The sequence below is a fragment of the Streptomyces sp. NPDC001100 genome, from assembly GCF_053598575.1.
This window is the reverse complement of record NZ_JBSFKO010000020.1, coordinates 58,922-80,721: the sequence shown is the minus strand read 5'-3', so window position 1 is coordinate 80,721 and position 21,800 is coordinate 58,922. Positions and strand designations below refer to the sequence as shown.

Here is a 21,800-nt window from a genome sequence, read left to right as displayed (position 1 = left end):
ACGTCATGTGGAGTTCGGTGTGGCCAAGTCGGCCCGGACGACCGGGACTTACGCACCGGAATCGCACGCTCAGCCGCCCGACAAGGCAATCCCCGTACGGAATCTCAGCCCGCCGCCGCAAGAACCAGCGGAAGCACCTGTTCGCCGCCTGCACGGCGGAGCAGGCGGGCGGCGACCGCCAGGGTCCAGCCGGAGTCGGTGTAGTCGTCCACGAGGAGGACGGGACCGGGATTGGCGGCCAGGGCGGCGGCCAGTTCCCCGGAGACGGCGAAGGCGTCGGACAGTGCCCTGAGGCGTTGAGCGGAGTTGCTGCGGCGGGCCGCGTGCGTGCCGTCCGGGGCGGTGTGCGTCAGGGTTCCCAGGAGGGGGAGGCGGCCGATGGTCGCGATGCCCTGGGCGAGGGAACCCACCAGTTGCGGACGGGCCAGGGACGGTACGGCCACGACCCCCACGGGGCGGGCGGAGGCGTCGGTGACATTCGGCGCCCAACCACCGGGAGAACGCGCCCAGTCGGCGAGGACCGCCACCGCGGCCTTCAGGACGTCGTCGGGGACCGGGCCGTCGGGTGCGTTCTCGGCCAGCAGGGGGCGCAGGCGGTTGCCCCAGCCGATGTCCGAGAGCCGTCCCAGGGCACGTCCGGTGGAGCACTGGTCCTTCGCCGGGATGCGGCCCTTGAGGTCGACGCCCAGCGCGGCCATCCCGGTCGGCCACATCCGGCGCGGCTCGATCTCCGTGCCCGGGCGGTCCAGTTCCTTCGTCGCCCCTGTCAGCGTCTCCGCCGAGACGGAGGAGCCGATCCAGGCACCCGCGCAGTTGTCGCAACGGCCGCAGGGCACCGCCCCTTCGTCGTCCAGCTGCCGGCGCAGGAACTCCATCCGGCACTGGGACGTACTCACGTAGTCGCGCATCGCCTGCTGCTCGGCCGCTCGCTGCTTGGCCACCCAGGCGTACCGCTCGGCGTCGTACTCCCACTCGGCTCCCGTGGCCGCCCAGCCGCCCTTGACGCGCTTGACCGCTCCGTCGACGTCGAGGACCTTCAGCATCGTCTCCAGGCGGCTGCGCCGGAGATCCACCGCTGTCTCCAGGGCCGGTACGGACAGCGGCCGCCCCGCGTCGGCCAGGGCCGAGAGGGTCTGGCGGACCTGTGTCTCGGGCGGGAAGGCCGTATCGGCGAAGTAGCGCCAGATGGCCTCGTCCTCCCGGCCCGGCAGGAGCAGTACGTCGGCGTGGGCCACACCGCGCCCCGCACGGCCCACCTGCTGGTAGTAGGCGATCGGCGAGGAGGGCGAGCCGAGGTGGACCACGAAGCCCAGGTCCGGCTTGTCGTAGCCCATCCCCAGGGCCGATGTGGCGACCAGTGCCTTGACCCGGTTCTCCTGGAGGTCGATCTCGGCCTGCAGCCGGTCGGCGTTCTCCGTCTTACCGGTGTACGAGGCGACCTTGAAGCCGCGCTGCCGCAGAAACGCGGTGGCCTCCTCGGCGGCGGCCACGGTGAGCGTGTAGATGATTCCGGAGCCCGGCAACTCGTCCAGGTGCTCGGCGAGCCAGGCCAGGCGGTGTGCGGCGTCCGGGAGTTGGACCACCCCGAGTCGCAGGCTCTCCCGCTCCAGCGGGCCGCGCAGCACCAGTGCCTCACCGGCGCCGGTGCCCAACTGCTCGGCCACATCGGCGGTCACGCGCGCGTTGGCGGTCGCGGTGGTGGCCAGCACCGGTACGCCTGCGGGCAGTTCGCCCAGCATCGCCCGCAGCCGGCGGTAGTCCGGGCGGAAGTCGTGTCCCCAGTCGGAGATGCAGTGCGCCTCGTCGACCACCAACAGGCCTGTCGTGGCGGCGAGTCTGGGCAGCACCTGGTCCCGGAAGTCCACGGAGTTGAGCCGCTCCGGGCTGACGAGGAGGACGTCGGTCTCGCCCTTTTCGACCTCTCCGTAGATGCTGTCCCACTCTTCCGGGTTGGCCGAGTTGATGGTGTGCGCCCGGATGCCGGCCCGTGCCGCCGACTCGACCTGGTTGCGCATCAGGGCCAGCAGCGGCGAGATGATCACCGTGGGCCCGGAGCCGCGCCGGCGCAGCAGGGCGGTGGCGACGAAGTACACCGCCGACTTGCCCCAGCCGGTGCGCTGCACCACCAGAGCACGCCGGCGCTCCTCCACGAGGGCGGCCACCGCCTGCCACTGGTCCTCGCGCAGCCGCGCCGTACCGCTCGGATCACCGACCAGCTCGGCGAGGACGGCGTCGGCTTCGGCACGCAGCTCCTGGTTGCTCATGCCCCCATGCAACCTCACACCACTGACAACGGCCCAATCCTCCGCCGCGGTGCACAGGCGCTTCCGGCCGTCCTGACCGTCTGTCCCGGGCGCCCCACGCCCCTGGCCCACCTGCGCCCTCTGGACCTTCCGCACCTCGATGGCGTACGAAAGTGTCGTGCTCGAACGTCCCAGGCGTCGACGGACGGCGCATTGGGTAGGGATATAAGCCACAGACCATCAGATAAGGGGCTGTGGCCCCATTTGCTCGTTGCCGCATCCCAGTTCGACAGCAAGAATTGGAGTCCGCTCCCCGCACGGTTCGTCCGTGATCCGGTAGGGCTCTGCTGCGGTGTGCGCTCCCCCGAATCCGACCTCGCCCGCAGTGTGGGCGCGTAGCCGAAGGGAGGACCGTGACCTTCGGATTCGCTCCGTCCTCCGCGGCATCCACGTCGACGTCAGCCGACCTGTCCGCCGCTTCCGCCAACCCTCTGGCCCGTATGCTCGAACCCTCCGAGTGGGCCGCCGCCGGAATCCCCTTGCTGCGCAATCCCCGCGAGGTCGTCAGCGGGCTGCACTCCCGGCACCGCCCGAGACCGGCGACCGCGATCGTGGCCGTCCTCGACCCGGACGAGCGGCTGCTCGCGAGCGCCTCGTTCGTCCGCCGGTCCGCCCCGGCCGACGGCTGGATGTTCCGCAACGCGCTGCTCGCGCAGCTGCGCCGGGTCATCCCGCACGACCTGCGCCGCCGCACCCCGGTGCGCACCGCCGTGCTGCTCTACTGCCGTGAGGGCGACGCGCGTTGGACGGAGGAGGACGGGGCGTGGATGTGGGGGCTGCGTGACGCCTGCACGCTGCACGGGCTGCGCTGCGGGGCGTACATCACGCTGACCCGTGACGGGTGGCAGGTGCTCGGTGAGGGGCGTGGCGGCCGACGCCCGAGCGCGGACTCGACGCCGGAACCTTTCGCCATGTCCGAGGTCCCGCCCCTGCTGCCCCGCACCGGCGGCGCCGCCTCGGAGGTCCTGCGCCGCGCCGCGGCCCGCTGAAACACGGTCCGGGCTCCGCGCCCGGACCCCACGGCGGTACGAGACCGCTGCTGAAGAGTGCGTACGACGCCGGGAGAGTCCGTACGACACCGGGCCGCCCCGGGTGGGGACTCCCGCCTTGCCGGGCCGCCGCGCAGAGAGTGGAACGCCTGCAGAAGGCACCCTTCGTCAACCGCGCCCGGTCTTCCGGGCACGGCGAATCGCTCACCGTGCACAGCCCGACGCGACGGCGCCCGAGGTGGCCACCGTCGGTCTCCGAGAGCCTTCCGGACATTCCGGGGACGGCTCTCAGACGCCGGCGCCCAGAACCGAGTTGATCTGCTGCGGGTCGCCGCAGACGATCAGCAGGGCACCTGCCCGGCCGAGGGCCAGCGGCAGTGCGGTGGCGGCAACTGTGTCGAGGCCTCCGTTGACGGCGACCACGACGACGGGTCGGGACGCCGCCCGGCCCGCGACGGCGGCGTCCGCGTAGAAGACGTCGTCGCGCGCGTCGTGCTGCGCCCAGTAGGACGCTTCGCCGAAGGACAGTTCATGGGCGGCCCACGGGTGCGGCTCGCCGGTGGTGATCACCAGCACGTCACCGGGGGTACGACCAGACTCCAGAAGCAGGTCCACGGCTTCCTCGGCGGCGTCGAGCGCACCCTCGGCCGAGGCCGGGACGAGCTGGATCTGCGGGGTCGCCACAGCGGTGCCGGAGGCGGCGGGGGCAGCCGGACCGGACGGCCCGGGCTTGGCAGCGGCCACGTCGCGCGGCGTGCGTTGCACCGGCGCCGTGGGCCGCAGAGGGCCGGGGCGACCGGGACGCGGCGGCGCCGCGGGGCGGGGGCCGGGTACAGGACGGGGGGTCGGCGCGACGCGGCCGCTGGCCGGAGTGGCGCGGGGACCCTGGGCACTCTCGTGAATCTGAGGCTCCTCGGGAATGAGAGGCATGAGCTGATTTTTATCAAACGTTGGCGCCGCTCGCGTCGGCGGGTGGCACATGAGTGCGAGCGGAACGGTCAGAAGTCGAAGCCGAGCTGCCCCTCGATCTCCGGAACGTTTCCCTCCGCCCAGCTGCGGGCCTTCTTGAGGTGCCGCCACTGAGGCAGCGCATCAAGGTAAGCCCACGACAACCGGTGGTACGGGGTGGGGCCCCGCTCCTCCAGCGCGGCCTTGTGCACGGGTGACGGATACCCGGCGTTGGCCGCAAAAGCGAAGTCTGCATGGTCGATGCCCAGTTCGGCCATCATTTTGTCGCGCTGAACCTTGGCGATCACCGAAGCGGCAGCCACGGCCACGCACGACTGGTCGCCCTTGATCACCGTACGGACCCGCCAAGGGGCCCCCAGGTAATCGTGCTTCCCGTCGAGAATGACCGCGTCCGGGCGAACCGGCAAGGCCTCAAGGGCACGTACTGCGGCGAGCCGCAGCGCGGCCGTCATCCCGAGGTCGTCGATCTCCTCCGGGGAGGCGTGCCCCAGGGCGTACGCCGTGACCCACTTGCGGAGTTCCTCGGCGAGCTGGGTACGCCGCTTGACCGCGATGAGCTTGGAGTCGGTGAGGCCTTCGGGGGGCCGGCGGAGTCCGGTGACCGCCGCGCAGACGGTGACGGGGCCGGCCCACGCGCCGCGCCCCACCTCGTCGACGCCGGCAATGACCTTGGCTCCGGTCGTGGCGCGAAGTGAGCGCTCGACGGCGTGAGTAGGTGGTTCGTACGGCATGGCGACCTCAGGGTACGCCGCCCGGGACGGCCTGCGACACCCCGGCTTCCACAGGCCCCCTCAGGACCGTCCCGGCCCGGCTTCACGCACCGCCCGGCCGGAGCAGCGGAAGCATCAACTGGTCGAGCATTTCCTCGATCTCCTGGTCGCTCCATTCGCTGCCGCACACCTTCGATCGGTACATCATCATCGCCGGGATGGCGTCGAAGACATAGCCGTTGGAGGCGTCGGGGCGAACCTGACCTCGCTCGATTCCCCGGTCGACGGCGTCGCGGATCAGTCGGAGCGTCGGCTCCACGACCCCTTCGACGATCACGCCGTGGAAGCGCTCCGCCTGCGCCATGTCGCATTCGTGAATCACGGAGCGCAGGGCGGATCCGGGGCGCGAGAACATGGCGTCGCGCGCCCGCGTGCACAGCGCCAGCAGATCCGCGCGCACATCGCCGAGGTCGGGCATCTCTTCCAGATTCGGCAGTCCGGCCTGCAACGCGTCCGCGACGAGGTCCTCTTTCGAGGACCAGCGGCGATAGACCGCGGCCTTGCCCGTCTGGGCGCCTGCTGCGACGCCTTCCATCGTGAGGGCGTTCCATCCGACCGTACTGAGTTGCTCCAGTGCGGCGTCCAGGATCGCGCGTTCGAGCACGGCGCCGCGACGACGGAGGGAGGTCGCCTGAGCGGGGGCGGCCGTCCAGCCCGAAGTAGCCATCTGAGTCTCTCCAGCGAGCAGTGGAATGGGGAATTCCGGGGATCGGGGACACATCGCGCGGCAGCGACGGGGGATGCGTCGTGCGTGGGCGAGTTAAGTGAACGCTTGCGTTCACTGTGGGGGACTCACTACCGTTGACGCGGCAGTGAACGCGGGCGTTCACTAACACACTTGTGGGGGACCCATAGTGACAACCTCTCAGTTGACCCAGAAACCAGAACCAGGAGCGGCCCGCCGGGAGGGACATCCCGGCATCGCGCTCGCGGTCATCGCAGCCTGCCAACTCATGGTGGTACTCGACGCGACGATTGTGAACATCGCCCTCCCGCACATTCAAGCCGCGCTCAGCTTCAGCACCACCGACCTCACATGGGTCGTCAGTGCCTACACGCTCACCTTCGGCGGCCTGCTGCTTCTCGGCGGCCGGGCCGGCGACATCCTCGGCCGGCGCCGGGTGTTCATCACCGGCATCCTGCTCTTCACCTTCGCCTCGCTGCTCGGCGGACTCGCCCAGGAACCCTGGCAGTTGCTGGCCGCACGCGTCCTGCAGGGCGTGGGTGGCGCGATCGCGTCGCCCACCTCGCTGGCGCTCATCACCACCACCTTCCCCGAAGGGCCGGAACGCAACAGGGCGTTCGGTGTGTTCGCCGCGGTCTCGGCGGGCGGCGGCGCGATCGGTCTGCTCGCGGGCGGCATGCTCACGGAGTGGCTCGACTGGCGCTGGGTGCTCTTCGTCAACGTGCCGATCGGTCTGCTGATCGCCGTACTCACACCGCTGTACATCAACGAGTCCGAACGGCACACCGGCCGCTTCGACATCGCGGGCGCGCTGACCTCGACGGCGGGTATGGCATCCCTCGTCTACGGCTTCATCCGCGCGGCGGACAAGGGCTGGCGCGACAGCCTGACCATCGGGTCCTTCGGCGCGGCGGCCGTCCTGCTGGTGGCCTTCGTGATCATCGAGTCCAGGGCGAAGGAACCGATCACCCCGCTCAGGATGTTCGCCGACCGCAACCGCTCGGGCACATACGTGATCATGCTGAGCCTGGCCGCCGCGATGTTCGGCATGTTCTTCTACATCGTGCTCTTCGTGCAGAACGTGCTGGGGTACAGCCCGATCCAGGCGGGTCTCGCGTTCCTTCCGGTGACGGTCGTGATCGCGGCCGGCGCGGGACTGTCCCAGCAGTTCCTGCCGCGGTTCGGACCAAGGCCGTTCATGCTCGTCGGTTCGGCCCTCGCGGTGATCGGGCTGGCCTGGCAGACCCTGATCAGCTCGGACAGTTCGTACGCCGGCGGAGTGCTCGGCCCCATGCTGGTGTTCGGCTTCGGCATGGGCCTGAACTTTGTGACGCTGACGATCACCTCGGTGTCCGGTGTCGCCCCGCACGAGGCGGGCGCGGCGTCCGCGCTGCTCAACGCCATGCAGCAGGTGGGCGGTTCGCTCGGTCTGTCCATCCTGACCACGGTGTTCGGCTCGGCCAGCCGGGACGAGGCGAAGAAGCAGCTGCCGAAGTTCCTGGCCAATGGATCGGCAGAGCAGAAACAGGAGTTCGCCAAGTCGCACCAACTGCCCGCGCCTTGGGGGCACGAGGTGCTCGCCCACGGCATCTCGACGGCCTTCATCCCTGCCGCCGCGATGGCCGTACTCGCCCTGGTCACCGCCTGGTTGGTGATCCGGGTCCGCAAGAGCGACCTCGACGCCCTCGCAGGCACTGCGGGTCCGGGGATCGGCTGACCGGTCGGGCCCGGCGAGGGCCCGGCCGACCGGCACCAGCACCGGCACCAGCACCAGCACCAGCACCGACGGAAACCTCATGGCACCCCCACACCTCCCCAGCCCTGTCTGTTCTGTGTGGACCCATGTGTCACACAGCAGCTGCCAGGACAACGGCCGGGTGGTCACACAGGGTTCCCAGCAGGCACAGAGAGTTTCCATGACGTGTGGGGAGCGCTGTCGATGAGGAAGACGGAGCGGTCAGACCGCCGTCGGCGCCCAGCCCGGCAGCGCCTCCGTCCACTCCGTCCACTCGACGGGTGGCGTCCCGGCCCTCCCGCCGGCGATCACGCCGCCCACGATGGCGCAGGTCGTGTCCACGTCGCCACCGACCTGCGCGGTGGTCCAGAACGCCTCCGCGTAGTCGCCGAGGCCGCGAGCGGCCGACCAGAGCGCGAAGGGCACCGTGTCGTGCGCTGTCGTACGACGTCCGCAGCCCAGCACCGCGGCGACGGTGTCGGCATCGGCGTAGTCGAGCATGTCGCGGGCGCGCCGCAGTCCCGTGCCGACCGCGCTCTTGGGGACGAGGGCGATGACGCCGTCGAGGAGTGCCTCGGCGCTGGGCGGGCCGCCGGGGGCGGCGGCCAGCGCGGCTGCCGCAGCTACGGCCATGGCGCCGACGACGCCCTCACGGTGCTGGTGCGTGGGGTAGGCCGAGATCTCGGCCTGGTGGCTCGCCTGCTCGGGGTCGTCCGCGTACCAGGCACCCAGGGGTGCGATCCGCATCGCCGCGCCGTTGCCCCATGAGCCCTGCCCGTTGAAGAGCGCGGCGGACAGCTCACGCCAGTCGCCGCCTTCGCGGACGAGGCGGAGCAATCGGTTGACGGCGGGGCCGTAGCCGCGGTCGAAGTCGTGGCGCTGCGCGAAGGAGTGGGCCAGGGCGTCCTGGTCGACGCGGCGGTGGGCAGCGAGGACCGCGACCACGGAGCAGGCCATCTCCGTGTCGTCCGTCCACTGCCAGGGCGCCGGGGGCAGCTCACGACGCTTGAGGAGCGGGTAGTTCACGGGGACGAAGAACTGGGAGCCCAGCGCGTCCCCCACGGCGAGTCCGCGCAGGCTGGCCAGGGCGCGGCCCAGGCGCCCGCCGGGAGAGTCAGGAGAATGGGAAGGGTTGGAAGCGTCGGAGGAGTCGAAGGAGTTCGCATAGGAGTCGGCTGTCATCGGTCCGCCAGCCTACCCACTGATCCCGTACGGCTCCGGATCCCGCCAGCTGTCGAACGGCCTGTCCAGCGCGTACCGGCCGTCGTCCCCGAGAACGAGCATCCGCATCTCGGCGTTCCCCGGATTGGACAGCGACTCGAACTCCGCGACCGTCCAGTGGAACCAGCGCATGCAGAAGAGTCGCATCGCCAGGCCGTGCGTCACCAGGAGCACGTTGGGCGGGTGGTCCGGGGCCTCGAAGCTGCGGTACAGGCTCTCCAGGAAACCACCGACCCGGTCGTAGACGTCTGCGCCGGACTCGCCCTGGGCGAATCGGTAGAAGAAGTGCCCGTAGGCGTCCCGGTACGCCTTCTGGAGGCGTACGTCGTCCCGGTCCTGCCAGTTCCCCCAGTCCTGTTCGCGGAGCCGGGGTTCCTCGCGTACACGTACGAGGTCGGGATCGAGATGGAAGGCGCGGAAGGTCTCGTGGGTGCGGCGGTACGGGGAGACGTACACGCTGATGCGCTCGCGGCCGAACACCTCCCGCAGCCGCTTGCCGGTCTCCTCGGCCTGACGCCATCCCTGGTCGGTCAGCGCCAGGGCATGGTCGGGTTCACGCTCGTACACGGTGTCATCAACATTGCCCGTTGACTCGCCGTGCCGGACAAGGACGATGCGCCGTGGTCGTGCCATGCCAAAACCCTAGATCCAGTGGTGGCATATCGAGCACTCGCACGGGCTCCATACGGCGTAGGTCACACGAATTCTGCCCGATGGGCCACATAGAGGCGCACGATTCACACACCGGGACATCGGTGACGGCATCCCCGTCAGTCCGGAATTCAAACCGTCCAGCTCGGTTCCAGCTGCACGATGTCCCCCGTCAGGGACGCCACGTCCGCCTCGATCTGGGCCCTCAGGGCGAGCCGTTCCACTCGCTCGGTGCGGTATTTGCCGTGTTCGGCGGCCGAGTGCCACATCGAGAGCACCATGAACTCGTGTCCCGGGGCCTCGCCGAACAGCCCGCGGAGCATGCCCGGGGAGCCGGCCATCGCAGGGTTCCACACCTTCTCCTGCATCAGCGTGAAGTGCTCGGCGCGCTCCTCGTGGACACGGCACAGGGCCACCCGCACCAGATCGGCGTCGGTGAAGCGCGGCTCGAAGCCGGTCTTCACGTCGAAGCGATGGTCGAACAGCTTGACCTGCGCGTCCTTGAAGGTGCCCGCCTGAGCCGACGCCAGCCGGTCGTGGGATCGGGCCATGAAGGAGTCGTAGAAGGCACGGCTTTCCCAGAACGCGAAAATGTGTGCCACTCCTGGCCGCGCTCTGCTCCAGCCTCCCCCCTGTCCCCGAAATCCCGGCTCCCCCAGAAGCCCCGCCCACTTTCGCTGCCCGCGCTCGAAGCCGCGACGGTCCATCACGGTGCAGCGAATCCACTTGACCAGCACCGCGCCATCGTAAGGCCACGGAGCGTGGCGCCGGTCACGCTCCGGCGGAGATCGTCCGCGCATACGCCCCCGCGCGCGTGGCACGATGGACAACAAACGCTGATCGCCCGGCAGTTGGGGCGCGCGATCGAGGCGCACGGGGAAGGGGAACTGTGGTTAACGGCCTCAACAAGGGGATCCGCAAGGCGGAAGTCGGTCTCCAGTGGGATCCGAGTCCCACCGGGCAGCCGCCTGTCGATCTGGACATCGTTGCCACCACGTATGTGGCGAGTGATCTCCACGGCACTCCCGCGTACGCGGTGTATTTCGACAGCCGGTCCCCCGACGGCACCATCTATCTCAACCGGGACAGCAAGGACGGCAAGGGCTTCGGCTGGGACGAGGTCATGACGCTGGAGCTCGACCGGCTCGCCGACCGGTACGCGCGCGTGGTGGTCGGTGTCGTCATCCAGCAGCGGGTCGCCCACCGCACGTTCGTGAACGTCCTCAACCCGAAGCTGCGCATCCGCGAGGGGTACAGCGTCCTCACCGAGGAGGACTTCGGTGACGTCCTCGGTGCGACGGCGGCGACGGTAGGGGAGTTCACCCGGGACGAGTCAGGAAGCTGGGACTTCCATCCCGGCATCCAGGGCTTCGACGACGATCCGGCGACCTTCACCAGGACGATGGGCAGGGCTCGGCAGTCCTGAGCCCTGCCCCCGGGGTAGCTCGTCAGCCGGCGGTCCAGCCCGGGACCGTCGGCAGCACCTCCTCGGCGATGCGGAACAACGCCTCGTCGTCCGGCGGCACGTCGTCCTGGCGCCAGATGGATATCTCGAAGGAGTCGCCGCCGTCCTCGGCGCTCGTGGAGACCAGCAGGCTCCGGGCGATGCCTCCGGGGCCCGTACTGGCCTTGCCGCCGCCGAGGTTGAAGCTGATGGCGACGGTCCGGTCGGAGTAGAGGACGGCCGGGTGCCCCAGGACCTTCTTCACCTGCGAGGTCGAGTCCACGTAGCGGGCCGCCTGGGCGACGGGAATGTCGTCGTAGGACGCCGACAGCCGCACGGAGTACGTCCTCAGGTCGACGTCCGCCTCAGGGCTGGCAATCTTGGTGCCGCCTGCCAGGGTCATCCAGCCCGCGCTGCCCGAGGCGGTCTCCGCATGCTCGTCCGGAGTCCCCAGAAGCACCGGCAGGTCCGCACGGTTCAGCGCGGTGCAGAGCGCTGTCGGCGAGACGTAGTTCGCCGGCAGGTTTTTGTCCGTACTCGCCGAGCAGACCGCCGGCTTGGTGTCCTGCGTCGTCTTCGGCAGGACTCCCCCGAGCCCCCACAGAGCACCCACGACACCGCCGACCACCACTATCGCCGCGACTGCCTGGGCCCCCGCCCGCATACCCTTTTCGGGCTCGACGAAATCGTCGGCCATGTCCCCCACCCTCCCCTGTGCGCACGCTATGCGCGCTGAGGGAGATTAACCGCTGATCGTTCTGCTGGGAAACCGGATTCTCCCCGAGGCGGGAAAAGTCGAGGGCGGCGAAGCCGTAATACCGACTCCGCCGCCCTGACCAGCTAGTTCACTTCAGACAGATGCCCTGCTCAGCTGCACCCGCTGGTGGAACCGCACCCCTCGCAGATGTAGCAGGAACCGGCCCGCTGCATCTTCGTACCGCAGGAGAAGCACAACGGGGCGTCGGCCTGGATGCCCAGCTGCATCTCCACCAGTTCGGCGCTGGTGTGCGCCTGCTGCGGAGCGGGCTTGGCCGCCTCGACGACGGCCTGCGGGGTGGCCACCGCCTTCAACTCCTGGGCGCGCGGCGCCGACTGGGCCAGGCCCTCGACGTCGACCTCGTCCTCCGTCGGCTCGTACGAACCGGTCTCCAGGTGACGCTGACGCTCCTCGGCGGAGTGGATGCCGAGCGCGGAGCGCGTCTCGAAGGGGAGGAAGTCGAGCGCCAGGCGGCGGAAGATGTAGTCGACGATCGACTGCGCCATCCGCACGTCCGGGTCGTCCGTCATGCCGGCCGGCTCGAAGCGCATGTTGGTGAACTTCGAGACGTACGTCTCCAGGGGGACGCCGTACTGAAGGCCCACGGAGACGGCGATCGAGAAGGCGTCCATCATGCCCGCGAGGGTCGAGCCCTGCTTGGACATCTTCAGGAAGACCTCGCCGAGACCGTCGTCCGGGTAGGAGTTGGCGGTCATGTAGCCCTCGGCGCCGCCGACCGTGAAGGAGGTCGTGATGCCGGGGCGGCCCTTGGGGAGGCGCTTGCGAACCGGACGGTACTCGACGACCTTCTCGACCGCGGTCCGGATGGTCTCCTCGGCCTTGGCGGTGACCTCGACCTTCTCCTTCTCCTTGGTCTTGGCGGAGAGAGGCTGGCCGACCTTGCAGTTGTCGCGGTAGATCGCGAGCGCCTTGACGCCCAGCTTCCACGCCTCGAAGTAGACCTCCTCGACGTCCTCGACGGTCGCCGTCTCCGGCAGGTTGACCGTCTTGGAGAGCGCGCCGGAGATCCAGGGCTGGATGGCGGCCATCATGCGGACGTGGCCCATCGCGGAGATGGAGCGCTCGCCCATGGCGCAGTCGAACACCTCGTAGTGCTCGTGCTTGAGGCCCGGGGCGTCGATCACATTGCCGTGGTCGGCGATGTGGGCGACGATCGCCTCGATCTGCTCCTCCTGGTAGCCCATGCGACGCAGGGCCTGCGGGACGGTGCCGTTGACGATCTGCATCGAGCCGCCGCCGACGAGCTTCTTGAACTTGACCAGGGCGAGGTCGGGCTCAAGTCCCGTGGTGTCGCAGGACATCGCGAGACCGATGGTGCCGGTCGGGGCGATGACGGACGCCTGCGAGTTACGGAAACCGTTCTTCTCGCCGAGGCGCAGCACGTCCTGCCAGGACTCCGTGGCGGCGGCCCAGACGGGCGTGTCCAGGTCGTCCGCGCGCGGGGCCACGGCGTTGGCGTCGGCGTGCTGCTTCATGACGCGCAGGTGCGGCTGCTCGTTGCGGGCGTAGCCGTCGTACGGGCCGACGACCGCGGCGAGTTCGGCGGAGCGCTTGTACGACGTGCCGGTCATCAGGGAGGTGATGGCACCCGCGAGGGCGCGGCCGCCGTCGGAGTCGTAGGCGTGGCCGGTCGCCATCAGCAGGGCGCCGAGGTTGGCGTAGCCGATGCCGAGCTGGCGGAACGCGCGCGTGTTCTCGCCGATCTTCTGCGTCGGGAAGTCCGCGAAGCAGATGGAGATGTCCATCGCGGTGATGACGAGCTCGACGACCTTGGCGAAGCGCTCGACCTCGAAGGACTGGTTGCCCTTGCCGTCGTCCTTGAGGAACTTCATCAGGTTCAGCGAGGCGAGGTTGCAGGACGTGTTGTCCAGGTGCATGTACTCGCTGCACGGGTTCGAGCCGTTGATACGGCCGGACTCCGGGCATGTGTGCCACTGGTTGATGGTGTCGTCGTACTGGATGCCCGGGTCGGCGCAGGCCCAGGCGGCCTCGGCCATCTTGCGGAAGAGCTCCTTGGCGTCGACCTCCTCGATGACCTCGCCGGTCATGCGGGACGTCAGGCCGAACTTGTCGCCGTTCTCCACGGCCTTCATGAACGTGTCGTTCACGCGGACCGAGTTGTTGGCGTTCTGGTACTGCACCGACGTGATGTCGTCGCCGCCCAGGTCCATGTCGAAGCCCGCGTCACGAAGGGCGCGGATCTTCTCTTCTTCCTTGACCTTGGTCTGGATGAAGTCCTCGATGTCGGGGTGGTCGACGTCCAGGATGACCATCTTGGCCGCGCGGCGGGTGGCGCCACCGGACTTGATGGTGCCCGCGGAGGCATCGGCACCGCGCATGAAGGAGACCGGTCCCGAGGCGTTGCCGCCGGAGGACAGCAGTTCCTTGGAGGAACGGATGCGGGACAGGTTCAGGCCGGCGCCGGAGCCGCCCTTGAAGATCATGCCCTCTTCCTTGTACCAGTCGAGGATCGACTCCATGGAGTCGTCGACGGCCAGGATGAAGCAGGCCGAGACCTGCTGGGGCTGGGGGGTCCCGACGTTGAACCACACGGGGCTGTTGAAGCTGAAGACCTGGTGCAGGAGGGCGTACGCCAGCTCGTGCTCGAAGATCTCGGCGTCGGCGGGCGAGGCGAAGTACTTGTGGTCCTCGCCGGCCTTCCGGTACGTCTTCACGATGCGGTCGATGAGCTGCTTGAGGCTCACCTCGCGCTGCGGGGTGCCCACGGCACCGCGGAAGTACTTGCTGGTGACGATGTTGACCGCGTTCACCGCCCATTCGGCGGGGAACTCGACGCCACGCTGCTCGAAATTGACCGAGCCGTCGCGCCAGTTGGTCATGACGACGTCACGACGCTCCCACTCCACCTCGTCGTACGGATGCACGCCGGGGGTGGTGTGAATACGCTCGATGCGCAGTCCCTTGGTGGTCTTGGTGCCCTTCGCGCGGGAACCTCGTGCCGGACCGCTCGCCGTCTCTGTCATGCCGCCTCCCTGTACAGGCAAAAACGCCCTGAAATGCCACGATGTTCCCGTGGCAGAGTGTTTGTCTGGTGTCGCGGCAGCCAACACGCTCATGGCTCCGCGACAAGTCCTGGTCCGCCGCCGTCCGGCCGGATCCGGGGTCTCCGCCCGGTTCCGGCCCGCCGGTCAGTCGGCGGAGTGGGCGGGCACCGGGACATGAACAGTCCCTCCGGGCCCGCCGTCGTCTTCCTGGCTTCCCGATCCCGCGTCTTCGTCGTCCGCGGCGGGGCCTGGCGTCGCTTCCCTCAGTTCCACGATCGCGGCCTCGAAGTCGTCCAACGAGTCGAACGCCCGGTAGACGGAGGCGAATCGCAGATAGGCGACGAGGTCGAGTTCCTGCAACGGGCCGAGTATGGCCAGCCCGACGTCATGGGTGGTCAGTTCGGCACTTCCGGTGGCCCGCACCGCCTCTTCGACCCGCTGGCCGAGCTGGGCGAGTGCGTCCTCGGTGACAGGCCGTCCCTGGCATGCCTTGCGCACACCGTTGATGACCTTGGTACGGCTGAAAGGCTCGGTGACTCCGGACCGCTTGACCACCATGAGCGAGCACGTCTCTACGGTCGTGAAACGACGGGAGCAGTCTGGGCACTGGCGGCGCCGGCGGATCGACGTGCCGTCGTCCGTCGTACGGCTGTCGACGACACGGCTGTCGGGGTGCCTGCAGAAGGGGCAGTGCATGATCTCCAACCCTTCCTCACAGCAGACTCAGTAGCCTCGTAAGACCCCTTGGGCCTCTCGAAGCAGCCCCAAGCATAGGCGATGGCCGAGACGATGGAGACCCGGGGGACCACAACTTCTGGGCTGCTGCCGCAATCCAACCACTAGATGTGGTGATTGGCTCACACAAACACGCCGTACGCGCGTGTCACACCCGTATTGGCATGTGCCATACGGCCATACCGTCGCCCGGAACACGCGGGCGCACACCCGTACCGCCAGGGCACTTACGGAGATACCGTGAGCGCGGCACGGAGAAGACGTGGGACTCCCGCACAGACCCGGACCGGGCCCCGGTCGCCGGGACACCGGGTGGCAGACTGGGGCGACAACCCGCAAGGTCACCACCCGCGCGGCGAAGAGCCCGACAATGGGCCTCTTTGTCCGCCAGGTGACACATCGGCCATACACCCAAACGCACGATCGCGACGGGCTATCCGCGTTTTTTCACTCGAACGTGTGTTTGGCGCAACCTTTCGAAAGCAACTACCGTTGTCCAGCAGGGAGAACATCGAGAGGGGCCGACGTGACCACCACCGCAGACAGCGCCACCATCACTGCCCAGGATCGCTCCCAGGGCCGACTCGAACCGGTGCATGCAATGAACGAAGCCGCGAATCCCGAGGGACACAAGCGCTCCCTGCCAGGCCGACCTCCCGGCATCCGGGCGGACAGCTCGGGGCTCACGGACCGGCAGCGTCGGGTGATCGAGGTCATCAGGGACTCGGTGCAGCGCCGGGGCTATCCGCCGTCGATGCGCGAGATCGGCCAGGCCGTCGGCCTGTCCAGCACGTCCTCTGTCGCACACCAGTTGATGGCCCTGGAGCGCAAGGGCTTCCTGCGCCGCGACCCGCACCGCCCACGCGCGTACGAGGTCCGCGGCTCCGACCAGTCCTCGTCGGTGCAGCCCACGGACACCGCGGGCAAGCCCGCCGCGTCGTACGTCCCCCTGGTGGGCCGGATCGCCGCCGGTGGCCCGATCCTCGCCGAGGAGTCGGTCGAGGACGTCTTCCCTCTCCCCCGCCAACTGGTCGGTGACGGCGAGCTGTTCGTCCTCAAGGTCGTCGGTGACTCGATGATCGAGGCCGCGATCTGCGACGGCGACTGGGTCACCGTGCGCCGCCAGCCGGTCGCGGAGAACGGCGACATCGTGGCCGCCATGCTGGAGGGCGAGGCCACCGTCAAGCGCTTCAAGCGCGAGGACGGCCATGTCTGGCTCCTCCCGCACAACTCCGCGTACGAGCCGATCCCCGGCGACGACGCGACGATTCTCGGCAAGGTGGTGGCGGTGCTGCGGCGCGTGTGACGCCCGCGGCGGGCGGGGCCCCACCGGCCCGGCCCCCTGACCGGACCCCGGGACCCCTGCGCCGGTTCCGGGGTCCTGCGCTGTGCGGACTCCGGTAGTGGCCAGCCATGGAGCCGGTGTCGGCCCGGCGCTCCGGACCGACACCGCCCCGAATCACTCCGATTCGGCCTCGGCCTCCTCCTGCTTCGCCTTCGCGTCGATCGCGGCCAGCGACCTCCGGGCCTGGTTACGGTCCGTGGTGTACCAGAAGTCGGGCAGTGACGCCTTGAGATAGCTGCCGTAACGGGCGGTGGCGAGCCGCTGATCCAGTACGGCGACCACACCCCGGTCGCCCGACGCCCGGACGAGACGGCCCGCGCCCTGGGCCATGAGCAGCGCCGCGTGCGTCGCGGCCACCGCCATGAAGCCGTTGCCCCCGGCGTCCTCGACGGCCTTCTGGCGGGCGCTCATCAGCGGGTCGTCCGGGCGCGGGAACGGGATCTTGTCCATGACGACCAACTGACAGCTGGGGCCGGGGACATCCACGCCCTGCCAGAGCGACAGCGTGCCGAACAGACAGGTCTTCGGGTCGGCCGCGAAGTTCTTGATCAGCTCGCCGAGCGTCTCCTCGCCCTGGAGGAGGATCGGGTACTCGGGGATGCGTGAGCGCAGTTCCTCGGCGGCGAGTTGGGCACCCCGCATCGAGGAGAAGAGGCCCAGCGTGCGACCGCCCGCTGCCTGGATCAGCTCCGTCAACTCGTCCAGCATGTCGGCGCGATCGCCGTCCCGCGCGGGGCGCGAGAGGTGCTTGGCGACGTACAGGATGCCCTGCTTCGGGTAGTCGAAGGGCGAGCCCACGTCGACGCCCTTCCACTGCGGGAGGTCGTCGCCCGCCGTGCCCTCGGGGGCGAGGCCCAGGGACGCTCCTACGCCGTTGAAGTCGCCGCCGAGCTTCAGCGTCGCGGAGGTCAGGGTGACCGAGCGGTCCGCGAAGAGCTTCTCCCGCAGCAGGCCCGACACGGACATGGGGGCGACGCGCAGGGAGGCACCGAAGCGGTCGTGGCGTTCGTACCAGACGACGTCCCACTCGGAGCCGTTGCTGATCCGCTCCGCCACGTCGTGCACGGACTCCACGGAAGCCAACGCCTGCTTGCGGACCGCGTCCTCGTCCTGCACGGACTTGTCGCGGGTGGCGCCGATCCCGGAGATCACCGTACGGCAGGCGTCCCGCAGCGCCATGAGCGCGTATCCGAGGTCCTCCGGGATCTCCTCCAGGCGGCCCGGCAGGGCGAGCTCCATGAGCCGCTCGAAGCCCTCGGCGGCGGTCTGGAGCTGGTCGGCGGCCTTCTCGTTGACCAGCTTCGCGGCCCGGCGCACCGCGCGGTTGACCTGGCCCGGGGTGAGCTCGCCGGTGGCAACTCCGGTGACGCGCGAGACCAGTTCATGGGCCTCGTCGACGATCAGCACCTCGTGCTGCGGGAGGACGGGAGCGCCTTCGATCGCGTCGATCGCAAGCAGCGCGTGGTTCGTGACGACGACGTCGGCGAGCTTGGCGCGCTCGCGGGCCGCCTCGGCGAAACACTCCGCTCCGTAGGCACACTTCTGGGCGCCCAGGCACTCGCGCGAGGACACCGACACCTGCGCCCACGCGCGGTCGGAGACTCCGGGCGTGAGGTCGTCGCGGTCGCCGGTCTCGGTCCCGTCCGTCCAGTCGCGCAGCCGCAGCAGGTCCTGGCCCAGCTTGCTGGTGGGGGCCGCCGCCTCGAACTGGTCGAAGAGGCCCTCCTCCTCGTCCTGCGGCACGCCCTCGTGGAGGCGGTGCAGGCACAGGTAGTTCGACCTGCCCTTGAGCATCGCGAACTGGGGACGGCGGCGCAGCAGGGGATGCAGTGCGTCGACCGTGCGCGGCAGGTCGCGCTCCACCAGCTGGCGCTGGAGCGCGAGGGTCGCGGTCGCCACGACCACACGCTCCCCGTGCGCGAGCGCGGGCACCAGGTAGCCGAGCGACTTTCCGGTACCGGTGCCGGCCTGGACCAGCAGATGGGAGCCGTCGTCGATCGCCTCCGCGACGGCTTCGGCCATGGTCACCTGGCCGGGGCGCTCCGAACCGCCGACGGCAGTGACGGCAGCATGCAGGAGTTCGGGGAGTGAGGGCTTCGTCATAGCGCGACCAACCCTACGGGGCGGGACTGACAACCGGGCGATCAAGGCTGAGGGAGGGGCCGGGTCAGGACCGGCGGCTTTCGGATGGGAGCGGGTTGCGTTCGGGCGGGGATCGGATGGAGATCGGGTCGGATCGGACGGGGACCGGTTTGGGCGAGGTGGAACCGGATCGGTCCGAGCGGTGTACCAAAAGTGATGGCGCGGCCATGCGGCGCTACAGCAGATCGCGCAGGGAACGGTCCCGGATCATGAGGGCGGCCCGCTTGGCCGGCAGGTCCACCTCGGCGGAGAACCGGAAACCGGCGCTCAGGAATGCGGCTACGGAGGGGGTGTTGCGAAGGTCCGGTTCCGCGACGACGCGGGCGCAGGCATGGCGCTTGTCGAGTACGAGGTCGGCGACGGCCCGGAGGAGGGCGCTGCCCACCCCTCGTCCCCTGTCGACGGCGTCACCGATGAGCAGGTGGATGCCCGTGTCGTGCGGTCGGGCAGGGTAGTGGCGGGCCAGGGGGTCGAGGTCCGCGCGGTAGATCTCCCAGTAACTCATCGGGGTGTCGTCGAGCACACCGAGGCAGGGAACGCTGCGCCCGTCGCCGGCGAGTTGGGCGCGCAGATGGGCCTCGGTGCGCGTCTGAGGGCCGTCCAGTTCCCAGAACGCCGCGACTGCGGGGTCGTTCATCCAGCGGGTGATCAGCGGCAGGTCGCGTTCGATCCGTACGGGGACGAGTTGGAAGGCTCCCACGGACGTACGGGTCCTCCCCCAGTCTCCGACGCGGTCGAGGAGTTCGTCGCGGGCGGCGTCCGCGTCCGCCTTGGTGCAGAGCGCGAGGAACTCCTCGGGCAGGCGGAGGTGGAGGGTGTCCTCGCCGTCCGTGGCCGGGCTCCGACCGGCACTCGCGTCGGAGTCGGGGGCGGTCTCGGTGTCAGCGCTTGCGTCGGTGGGAGGCACGGTCGCGCTCCTCTCGGGAGACGGGGTGGGTCATGTTCCTCAGGAGCGAAGGAAGGTGAGGGCGGTCAGCAATGAAGGGGGCTGACGATGGTGACGTAGACGGACTGGGTGTCGACCGGGCCGACGAGCTCGTCGAGGCCGTGCAGTCGGGTGAGGAGGTTGGCCTTGCAGCGCAGGACGGGTGAGTCGAGCAGGCGAACCGGGAGGGAGGTGCGGAGCCGGGCGGGACCGGAGGCCACGTCGCGGAGGAAGCGGCGGAAGGCGGAGAGCAACAGCCCTTCGTCGGCGAGCCCTTGCGAGCCGAACGCTCCGACGAGACCGAGAACGTTGTTGATCGCGAGGTAGTACCCGAAGCGTTCGTCGGTGACCTCGTCGGAGACGAAGGTGTCGCTGTGTTCGCCGATGCCGGGCAGGCGGGCGTCGAGTTCCGCGCGCCGGGATGCGCGGAAGTAGTAGCCCTGGTTGTCGCGGTAGCGGCCCCCCGCGGGCCAGCCCGCAGCGTCCAGCAGGAGCAGCGTGTTCTGCTGGTGCGCCTCCAGCGCGATGCCTGCCTCGCCGTCCAGCCACAGCACGGGACGGACGACGTGCTCCAGGTAGCGCAGGAACCACTCGGCGGCGACTGCTTCACGGGGCCGACCGGTCCGCTCGGCGAGGCCGGTGACGACCTCGGCCAGCCGGGACCGCAGCGGGGGCGCACCGGACGCGGAGTGGCCGGAGTCGCCGGTGTGCGAAGTCGCCCGCGGTCCGCCGGCGTTGGCACTCCGCCCGGTGTACGGCCGAGGTGAGACGAGCCCGGCGACGCAGGAGACGTCGTCGGACGGGCTGAACGGGTTGTGCCGGATCACCACGTCGATTCCGGCCACGGGCGCACGGGTACCGTCCGCGCCCCCTTGGCCACCGTCCGCACCGCACCCGTCCGCCTGCGCGTCGACGGCCAGCCACGCCGGGTCGCGGACGATGTCGAAGCCCGGGTGGACGGCCTGCCACTGCTGGGACAGGCCGCTGCGCAGCAGGCGGTGCACTTCTACGCCGCGATGGAGTTCTTTGCGGAGGTTCTCACGACGGGAGTTGGTGATGCGGAGGCCCAGGGACAGCTTGAGCATGGCGGGGGCGCCGGACTGGTGGACGGTTCGCACGGAGGACGTGGGGTGCCACGGGGTGCCGTAGGGGCCGAGGTCCTGGATCGATCCGGCGTCGAGCAGGGCGGCGATGTCGGCACGGTGTCGGAGCTCACGCCACTGCCAGGGGTGCAGGGGCAGCGCCGCGTGTCCGTCCGGCAACGGCAGCCCGGTTCCGGCGAGTCGGGCCGTGAGCCGGGCGGCGGAGACCGGCCGGCCGCGTTCCGTCCAGGCCGAGTCGGTGGCGAGTACGGAGGGGGCGACGGACAGCCAGTGCAGTGCGAAGGAACCGCGCAACTCCGGTGAGTACAGCCGGGCTTCGGCCTCGCAGAGACCCTCGCGACTCTTCGGGGTCGGGTGGAGCGGGTGTCCGAGGAGCAGTGCCTGTTCGGCGGAGAGGAAGAGGTCGGGGCCGTCGGCCGGATGCGCGCGACGGTCGGTGATGAAGGTGACGGTACGGCGGAGGGAGTCGGCGACCCGGGCCACCAGATCGGTGCCGGTGTCGGGGCGGCCGATGCGAGACGCTTCCGTTCGGGGTGCCGTCGCAGCCGCCACCGCCGCATCCCGTGCGGACCCGCCGTCGCGCGCGGCCGTCTCCCTGGCGAGCAGTGCCGCGACCGTCACCGCGTCGGCCGGTGGTGCGCTGTGGGGAGCGTCGGACAGATACGGAGGGCCGAAGCGGTGCCAGCCCGTCGGGGACCAGTAGTGGACCTGGGCGTGCAGGACCGTGCCGCTGGCGGGGAGGGGGATGCGGAGGGTGCCGTCGTCGGGGACGGGGAGGTTCACTTCGCGCACCCAGCAGCGCAGCAGGTTCTCAACGGCCGCGGCCTGGGCGGCGGTTCCGGGGTCCGGATGCTCCAGGAGGTCGGTACCCGTGCCCCGGGGCCGGCCCGACTCCGGGCTGCGCGGCTGCTGCCGGGGGACGGACTCGCTCGACGCCACTGCCAGGGTATGCGGGTGAGAGTGGCTGTCAGAGGTGGATGTGGGGTTCAAGGCTGTTCCT

At 69.7% G+C, this 21,800-nt stretch carries 17 protein-coding genes; 4 read left to right on the top strand and 13 right to left on the bottom strand.

Annotated features, from left to right (window positions below):
• Nucleotides 1-104: 104 nt before the first annotated feature.
• Nucleotides 105-2,264: a RecQ family ATP-dependent DNA helicase gene (locus ACWDEW_RS27640; protein WP_450515950.1), complete on the bottom strand. Its 2,160-nt coding sequence runs from the start codon at nucleotides 2,262-2,264 to the stop codon at nucleotides 105-107.
• A gap of 392 nt (nucleotides 2,265-2,656) precedes the next feature.
• On the opposite strand from ACWDEW_RS27640, the gene ACWDEW_RS27635 reads away from it, so the two are divergent.
• Nucleotides 2,657-3,292: a hypothetical protein gene (locus tag ACWDEW_RS27635; protein ID WP_019072910.1), complete on the top strand. Its 636-nt coding sequence runs from the start codon at nucleotides 2,657-2,659 to the stop codon at nucleotides 3,290-3,292.
• 288 nt (nucleotides 3,293-3,580) lie between these two features.
• On the opposite strand, the gene ACWDEW_RS27630 is transcribed toward ACWDEW_RS27635, so the two are convergent.
• From ACWDEW_RS27630 to ACWDEW_RS27620, 3 genes are all read right to left on the bottom strand, one after another.
• Complete coding sequence (locus tag ACWDEW_RS27630) at nucleotides 3,581-4,222, bottom strand: hypothetical protein (protein ID WP_450515949.1); 642 nt, start codon at nucleotides 4,220-4,222, stop codon at nucleotides 3,581-3,583.
• Nucleotides 4,223-4,290: 68 nt separating this feature from the next.
• Nucleotides 4,291-4,992 (bottom strand): ribonuclease HII, encoded by a 702-nt coding sequence (locus ACWDEW_RS27625; protein ID WP_450515947.1) that lies wholly within the window; start codon nucleotides 4,990-4,992, stop codon nucleotides 4,291-4,293.
• Nucleotides 4,993-5,074: 82 nt separating this feature from the next.
• Nucleotides 5,075-5,698 (bottom strand): TetR/AcrR family transcriptional regulator, encoded by a 624-nt coding sequence (locus ACWDEW_RS27620; RefSeq protein WP_450515946.1) that lies wholly within the window; start codon nucleotides 5,696-5,698, stop codon nucleotides 5,075-5,077.
• A 187-nt stretch (nucleotides 5,699-5,885) separates the two neighbouring features.
• Here ACWDEW_RS27620 and ACWDEW_RS27615 point away from each other — a divergent pair, with 187 nt between their 5' ends.
• Nucleotides 5,886-7,433 (top strand): MFS transporter, encoded by a 1,548-nt coding sequence (locus ACWDEW_RS27615; RefSeq protein ID WP_450515944.1) that lies wholly within the window; start codon nucleotides 5,886-5,888, stop codon nucleotides 7,431-7,433.
• A gap of 240 nt (nucleotides 7,434-7,673) precedes the next feature.
• Here ACWDEW_RS27615 and ACWDEW_RS27610 read toward each other — a convergent pair whose 3' ends face one another.
• The 3 genes from ACWDEW_RS27610 to ACWDEW_RS27600 all read right to left on the bottom strand — a co-directional run bounded on the left by ACWDEW_RS27610 (nucleotide 7,674) and on the right by ACWDEW_RS27600 (nucleotide 10,060).
• Nucleotides 7,674-8,633: an ADP-ribosylglycohydrolase family protein gene (locus tag ACWDEW_RS27610; protein ID WP_450515942.1), complete on the bottom strand. Its 960-nt coding sequence runs from the start codon at nucleotides 8,631-8,633 to the stop codon at nucleotides 7,674-7,676.
• A 12-nt stretch (nucleotides 8,634-8,645) separates the two neighbouring features.
• Nucleotides 8,646-9,305 (bottom strand): histidine phosphatase family protein, encoded by a 660-nt coding sequence (locus tag ACWDEW_RS27605; protein WP_026179190.1) that lies wholly within the window; start codon nucleotides 9,303-9,305, stop codon nucleotides 8,646-8,648.
• Nucleotides 9,306-9,454: 149 nt separating this feature from the next.
• On the bottom strand, nucleotides 9,455-10,060 hold the full coding sequence (locus ACWDEW_RS27600) for a YdbC family protein (RefSeq protein WP_450516053.1): 606 nt from the start codon (nucleotides 10,058-10,060) through the stop codon (nucleotides 9,455-9,457).
• Between the two features lie 152 nt (nucleotides 10,061-10,212).
• Between ACWDEW_RS27600 and ACWDEW_RS27595 the strand changes: the two genes are divergently transcribed.
• Nucleotides 10,213-10,749: a TerD family protein gene (locus ACWDEW_RS27595; RefSeq protein WP_450515940.1), complete on the top strand. Its 537-nt coding sequence runs from the start codon at nucleotides 10,213-10,215 to the stop codon at nucleotides 10,747-10,749.
• Nucleotides 10,750-10,771: 22 nt separating this feature from the next.
• Here ACWDEW_RS27595 and ACWDEW_RS27590 read toward each other — a convergent pair whose 3' ends face one another.
• From ACWDEW_RS27590 to nrdR, 3 genes are all read right to left on the bottom strand, one after another.
• Nucleotides 10,772-11,464, bottom strand: a complete 693-nt coding sequence (locus tag ACWDEW_RS27590; protein WP_450515938.1) for a DUF6215 domain-containing protein — start codon at nucleotides 11,462-11,464, stop codon at nucleotides 10,772-10,774.
• Between the two features lie 170 nt (nucleotides 11,465-11,634).
• The gene (locus ACWDEW_RS27585) at nucleotides 11,635-14,529 is read right to left on the bottom strand and encodes a vitamin B12-dependent ribonucleotide reductase (protein ID WP_450515936.1); all 2,895 of its coding nucleotides are present in this window, start codon (nucleotides 14,527-14,529) and stop codon (nucleotides 11,635-11,637) included.
• 165 nt (nucleotides 14,530-14,694) lie between these two features.
• The gene (nrdR, locus tag ACWDEW_RS27580; protein WP_450515934.1) at nucleotides 14,695-15,246 is read right to left on the bottom strand and encodes a transcriptional regulator NrdR; all 552 of its coding nucleotides are present in this window, start codon (nucleotides 15,244-15,246) and stop codon (nucleotides 14,695-14,697) included.
• Between the two features lie 565 nt (nucleotides 15,247-15,811).
• Between nrdR and lexA the strand changes: the two genes are divergently transcribed.
• Nucleotides 15,812-16,591 (top strand): transcriptional repressor LexA, encoded by a 780-nt coding sequence (gene lexA, locus ACWDEW_RS27575; protein ID WP_026151025.1) that lies wholly within the window; start codon nucleotides 15,812-15,814, stop codon nucleotides 16,589-16,591.
• A 153-nt stretch (nucleotides 16,592-16,744) separates the two neighbouring features.
• Here lexA and ACWDEW_RS27570 read toward each other — a convergent pair whose 3' ends face one another.
• The 3 genes from ACWDEW_RS27570 to ACWDEW_RS27560 all read right to left on the bottom strand — a co-directional run bounded on the left by ACWDEW_RS27570 (nucleotide 16,745) and on the right by ACWDEW_RS27560 (nucleotide 21,790).
• Complete coding sequence (locus tag ACWDEW_RS27570) at nucleotides 16,745-18,733, bottom strand: ATP-dependent DNA helicase (RefSeq protein WP_450515932.1); 1,989 nt, start codon at nucleotides 18,731-18,733, stop codon at nucleotides 16,745-16,747.
• Between the two features lie 214 nt (nucleotides 18,734-18,947).
• Entirely contained in the window at nucleotides 18,948-19,679 is a 732-nt protein-coding gene (locus tag ACWDEW_RS27565; RefSeq protein ID WP_450515930.1) for a GNAT family N-acetyltransferase, read from the bottom strand.
• A 65-nt stretch (nucleotides 19,680-19,744) separates the two neighbouring features.
• Nucleotides 19,745-21,790: an IucA/IucC family protein gene (locus ACWDEW_RS27560; RefSeq protein ID WP_450515928.1), complete on the bottom strand. Its 2,046-nt coding sequence runs from the start codon at nucleotides 21,788-21,790 to the stop codon at nucleotides 19,745-19,747.
• Nucleotides 21,791-21,800 lie beyond the last annotated feature (10 nt).

Coding starts and splice junctions, on each gene's coding strand:
- ACWDEW_RS27640 (WP_450515950.1), bottom strand. CDS start 2,264: ATGAGCAACCAGGAGCTGCGTGCCGAAGCCGACGCCGTCCTCGCCGAG.
- ACWDEW_RS27630 (WP_450515949.1), bottom strand. CDS start 4,222: ATGCCTCTCATTCCCGAGGAGCCTCAGATTCACGAGAGTGCCCAGGGT.
- ACWDEW_RS27625 (WP_450515947.1), bottom strand. CDS start 4,992: ATGCCGTACGAACCACCTACTCACGCCGTCGAGCGCTCACTTCGCGCC.
- ACWDEW_RS27620 (WP_450515946.1), bottom strand. CDS start 5,698: ATGGCTACTTCGGGCTGGACGGCCGCCCCCGCTCAGGCGACCTCCCTC.
- ACWDEW_RS27610 (WP_450515942.1), bottom strand. CDS start 8,633: ATGACAGCCGACTCCTATGCGAACTCCTTCGACTCCTCCGACGCTTCC.
- ACWDEW_RS27605 (WP_026179190.1), bottom strand. CDS start 9,305: ATGGCACGACCACGGCGCATCGTCCTTGTCCGGCACGGCGAGTCAACG.
- ACWDEW_RS27590 (WP_450515938.1), bottom strand. CDS start 11,464: ATGGCCGACGATTTCGTCGAGCCCGAAAAGGGTATGCGGGCGGGGGCC.
- ACWDEW_RS27585 (WP_450515936.1), bottom strand. CDS start 14,529: ATGACAGAGACGGCGAGCGGTCCGGCACGAGGTTCCCGCGCGAAGGGC.
- nrdR (WP_450515934.1), bottom strand. CDS start 15,246: ATGCACTGCCCCTTCTGCAGGCACCCCGACAGCCGTGTCGTCGACAGC.
- ACWDEW_RS27570 (WP_450515932.1), bottom strand. CDS start 18,733: ATGACGAAGCCCTCACTCCCCGAACTCCTGCATGCTGCCGTCACTGCC.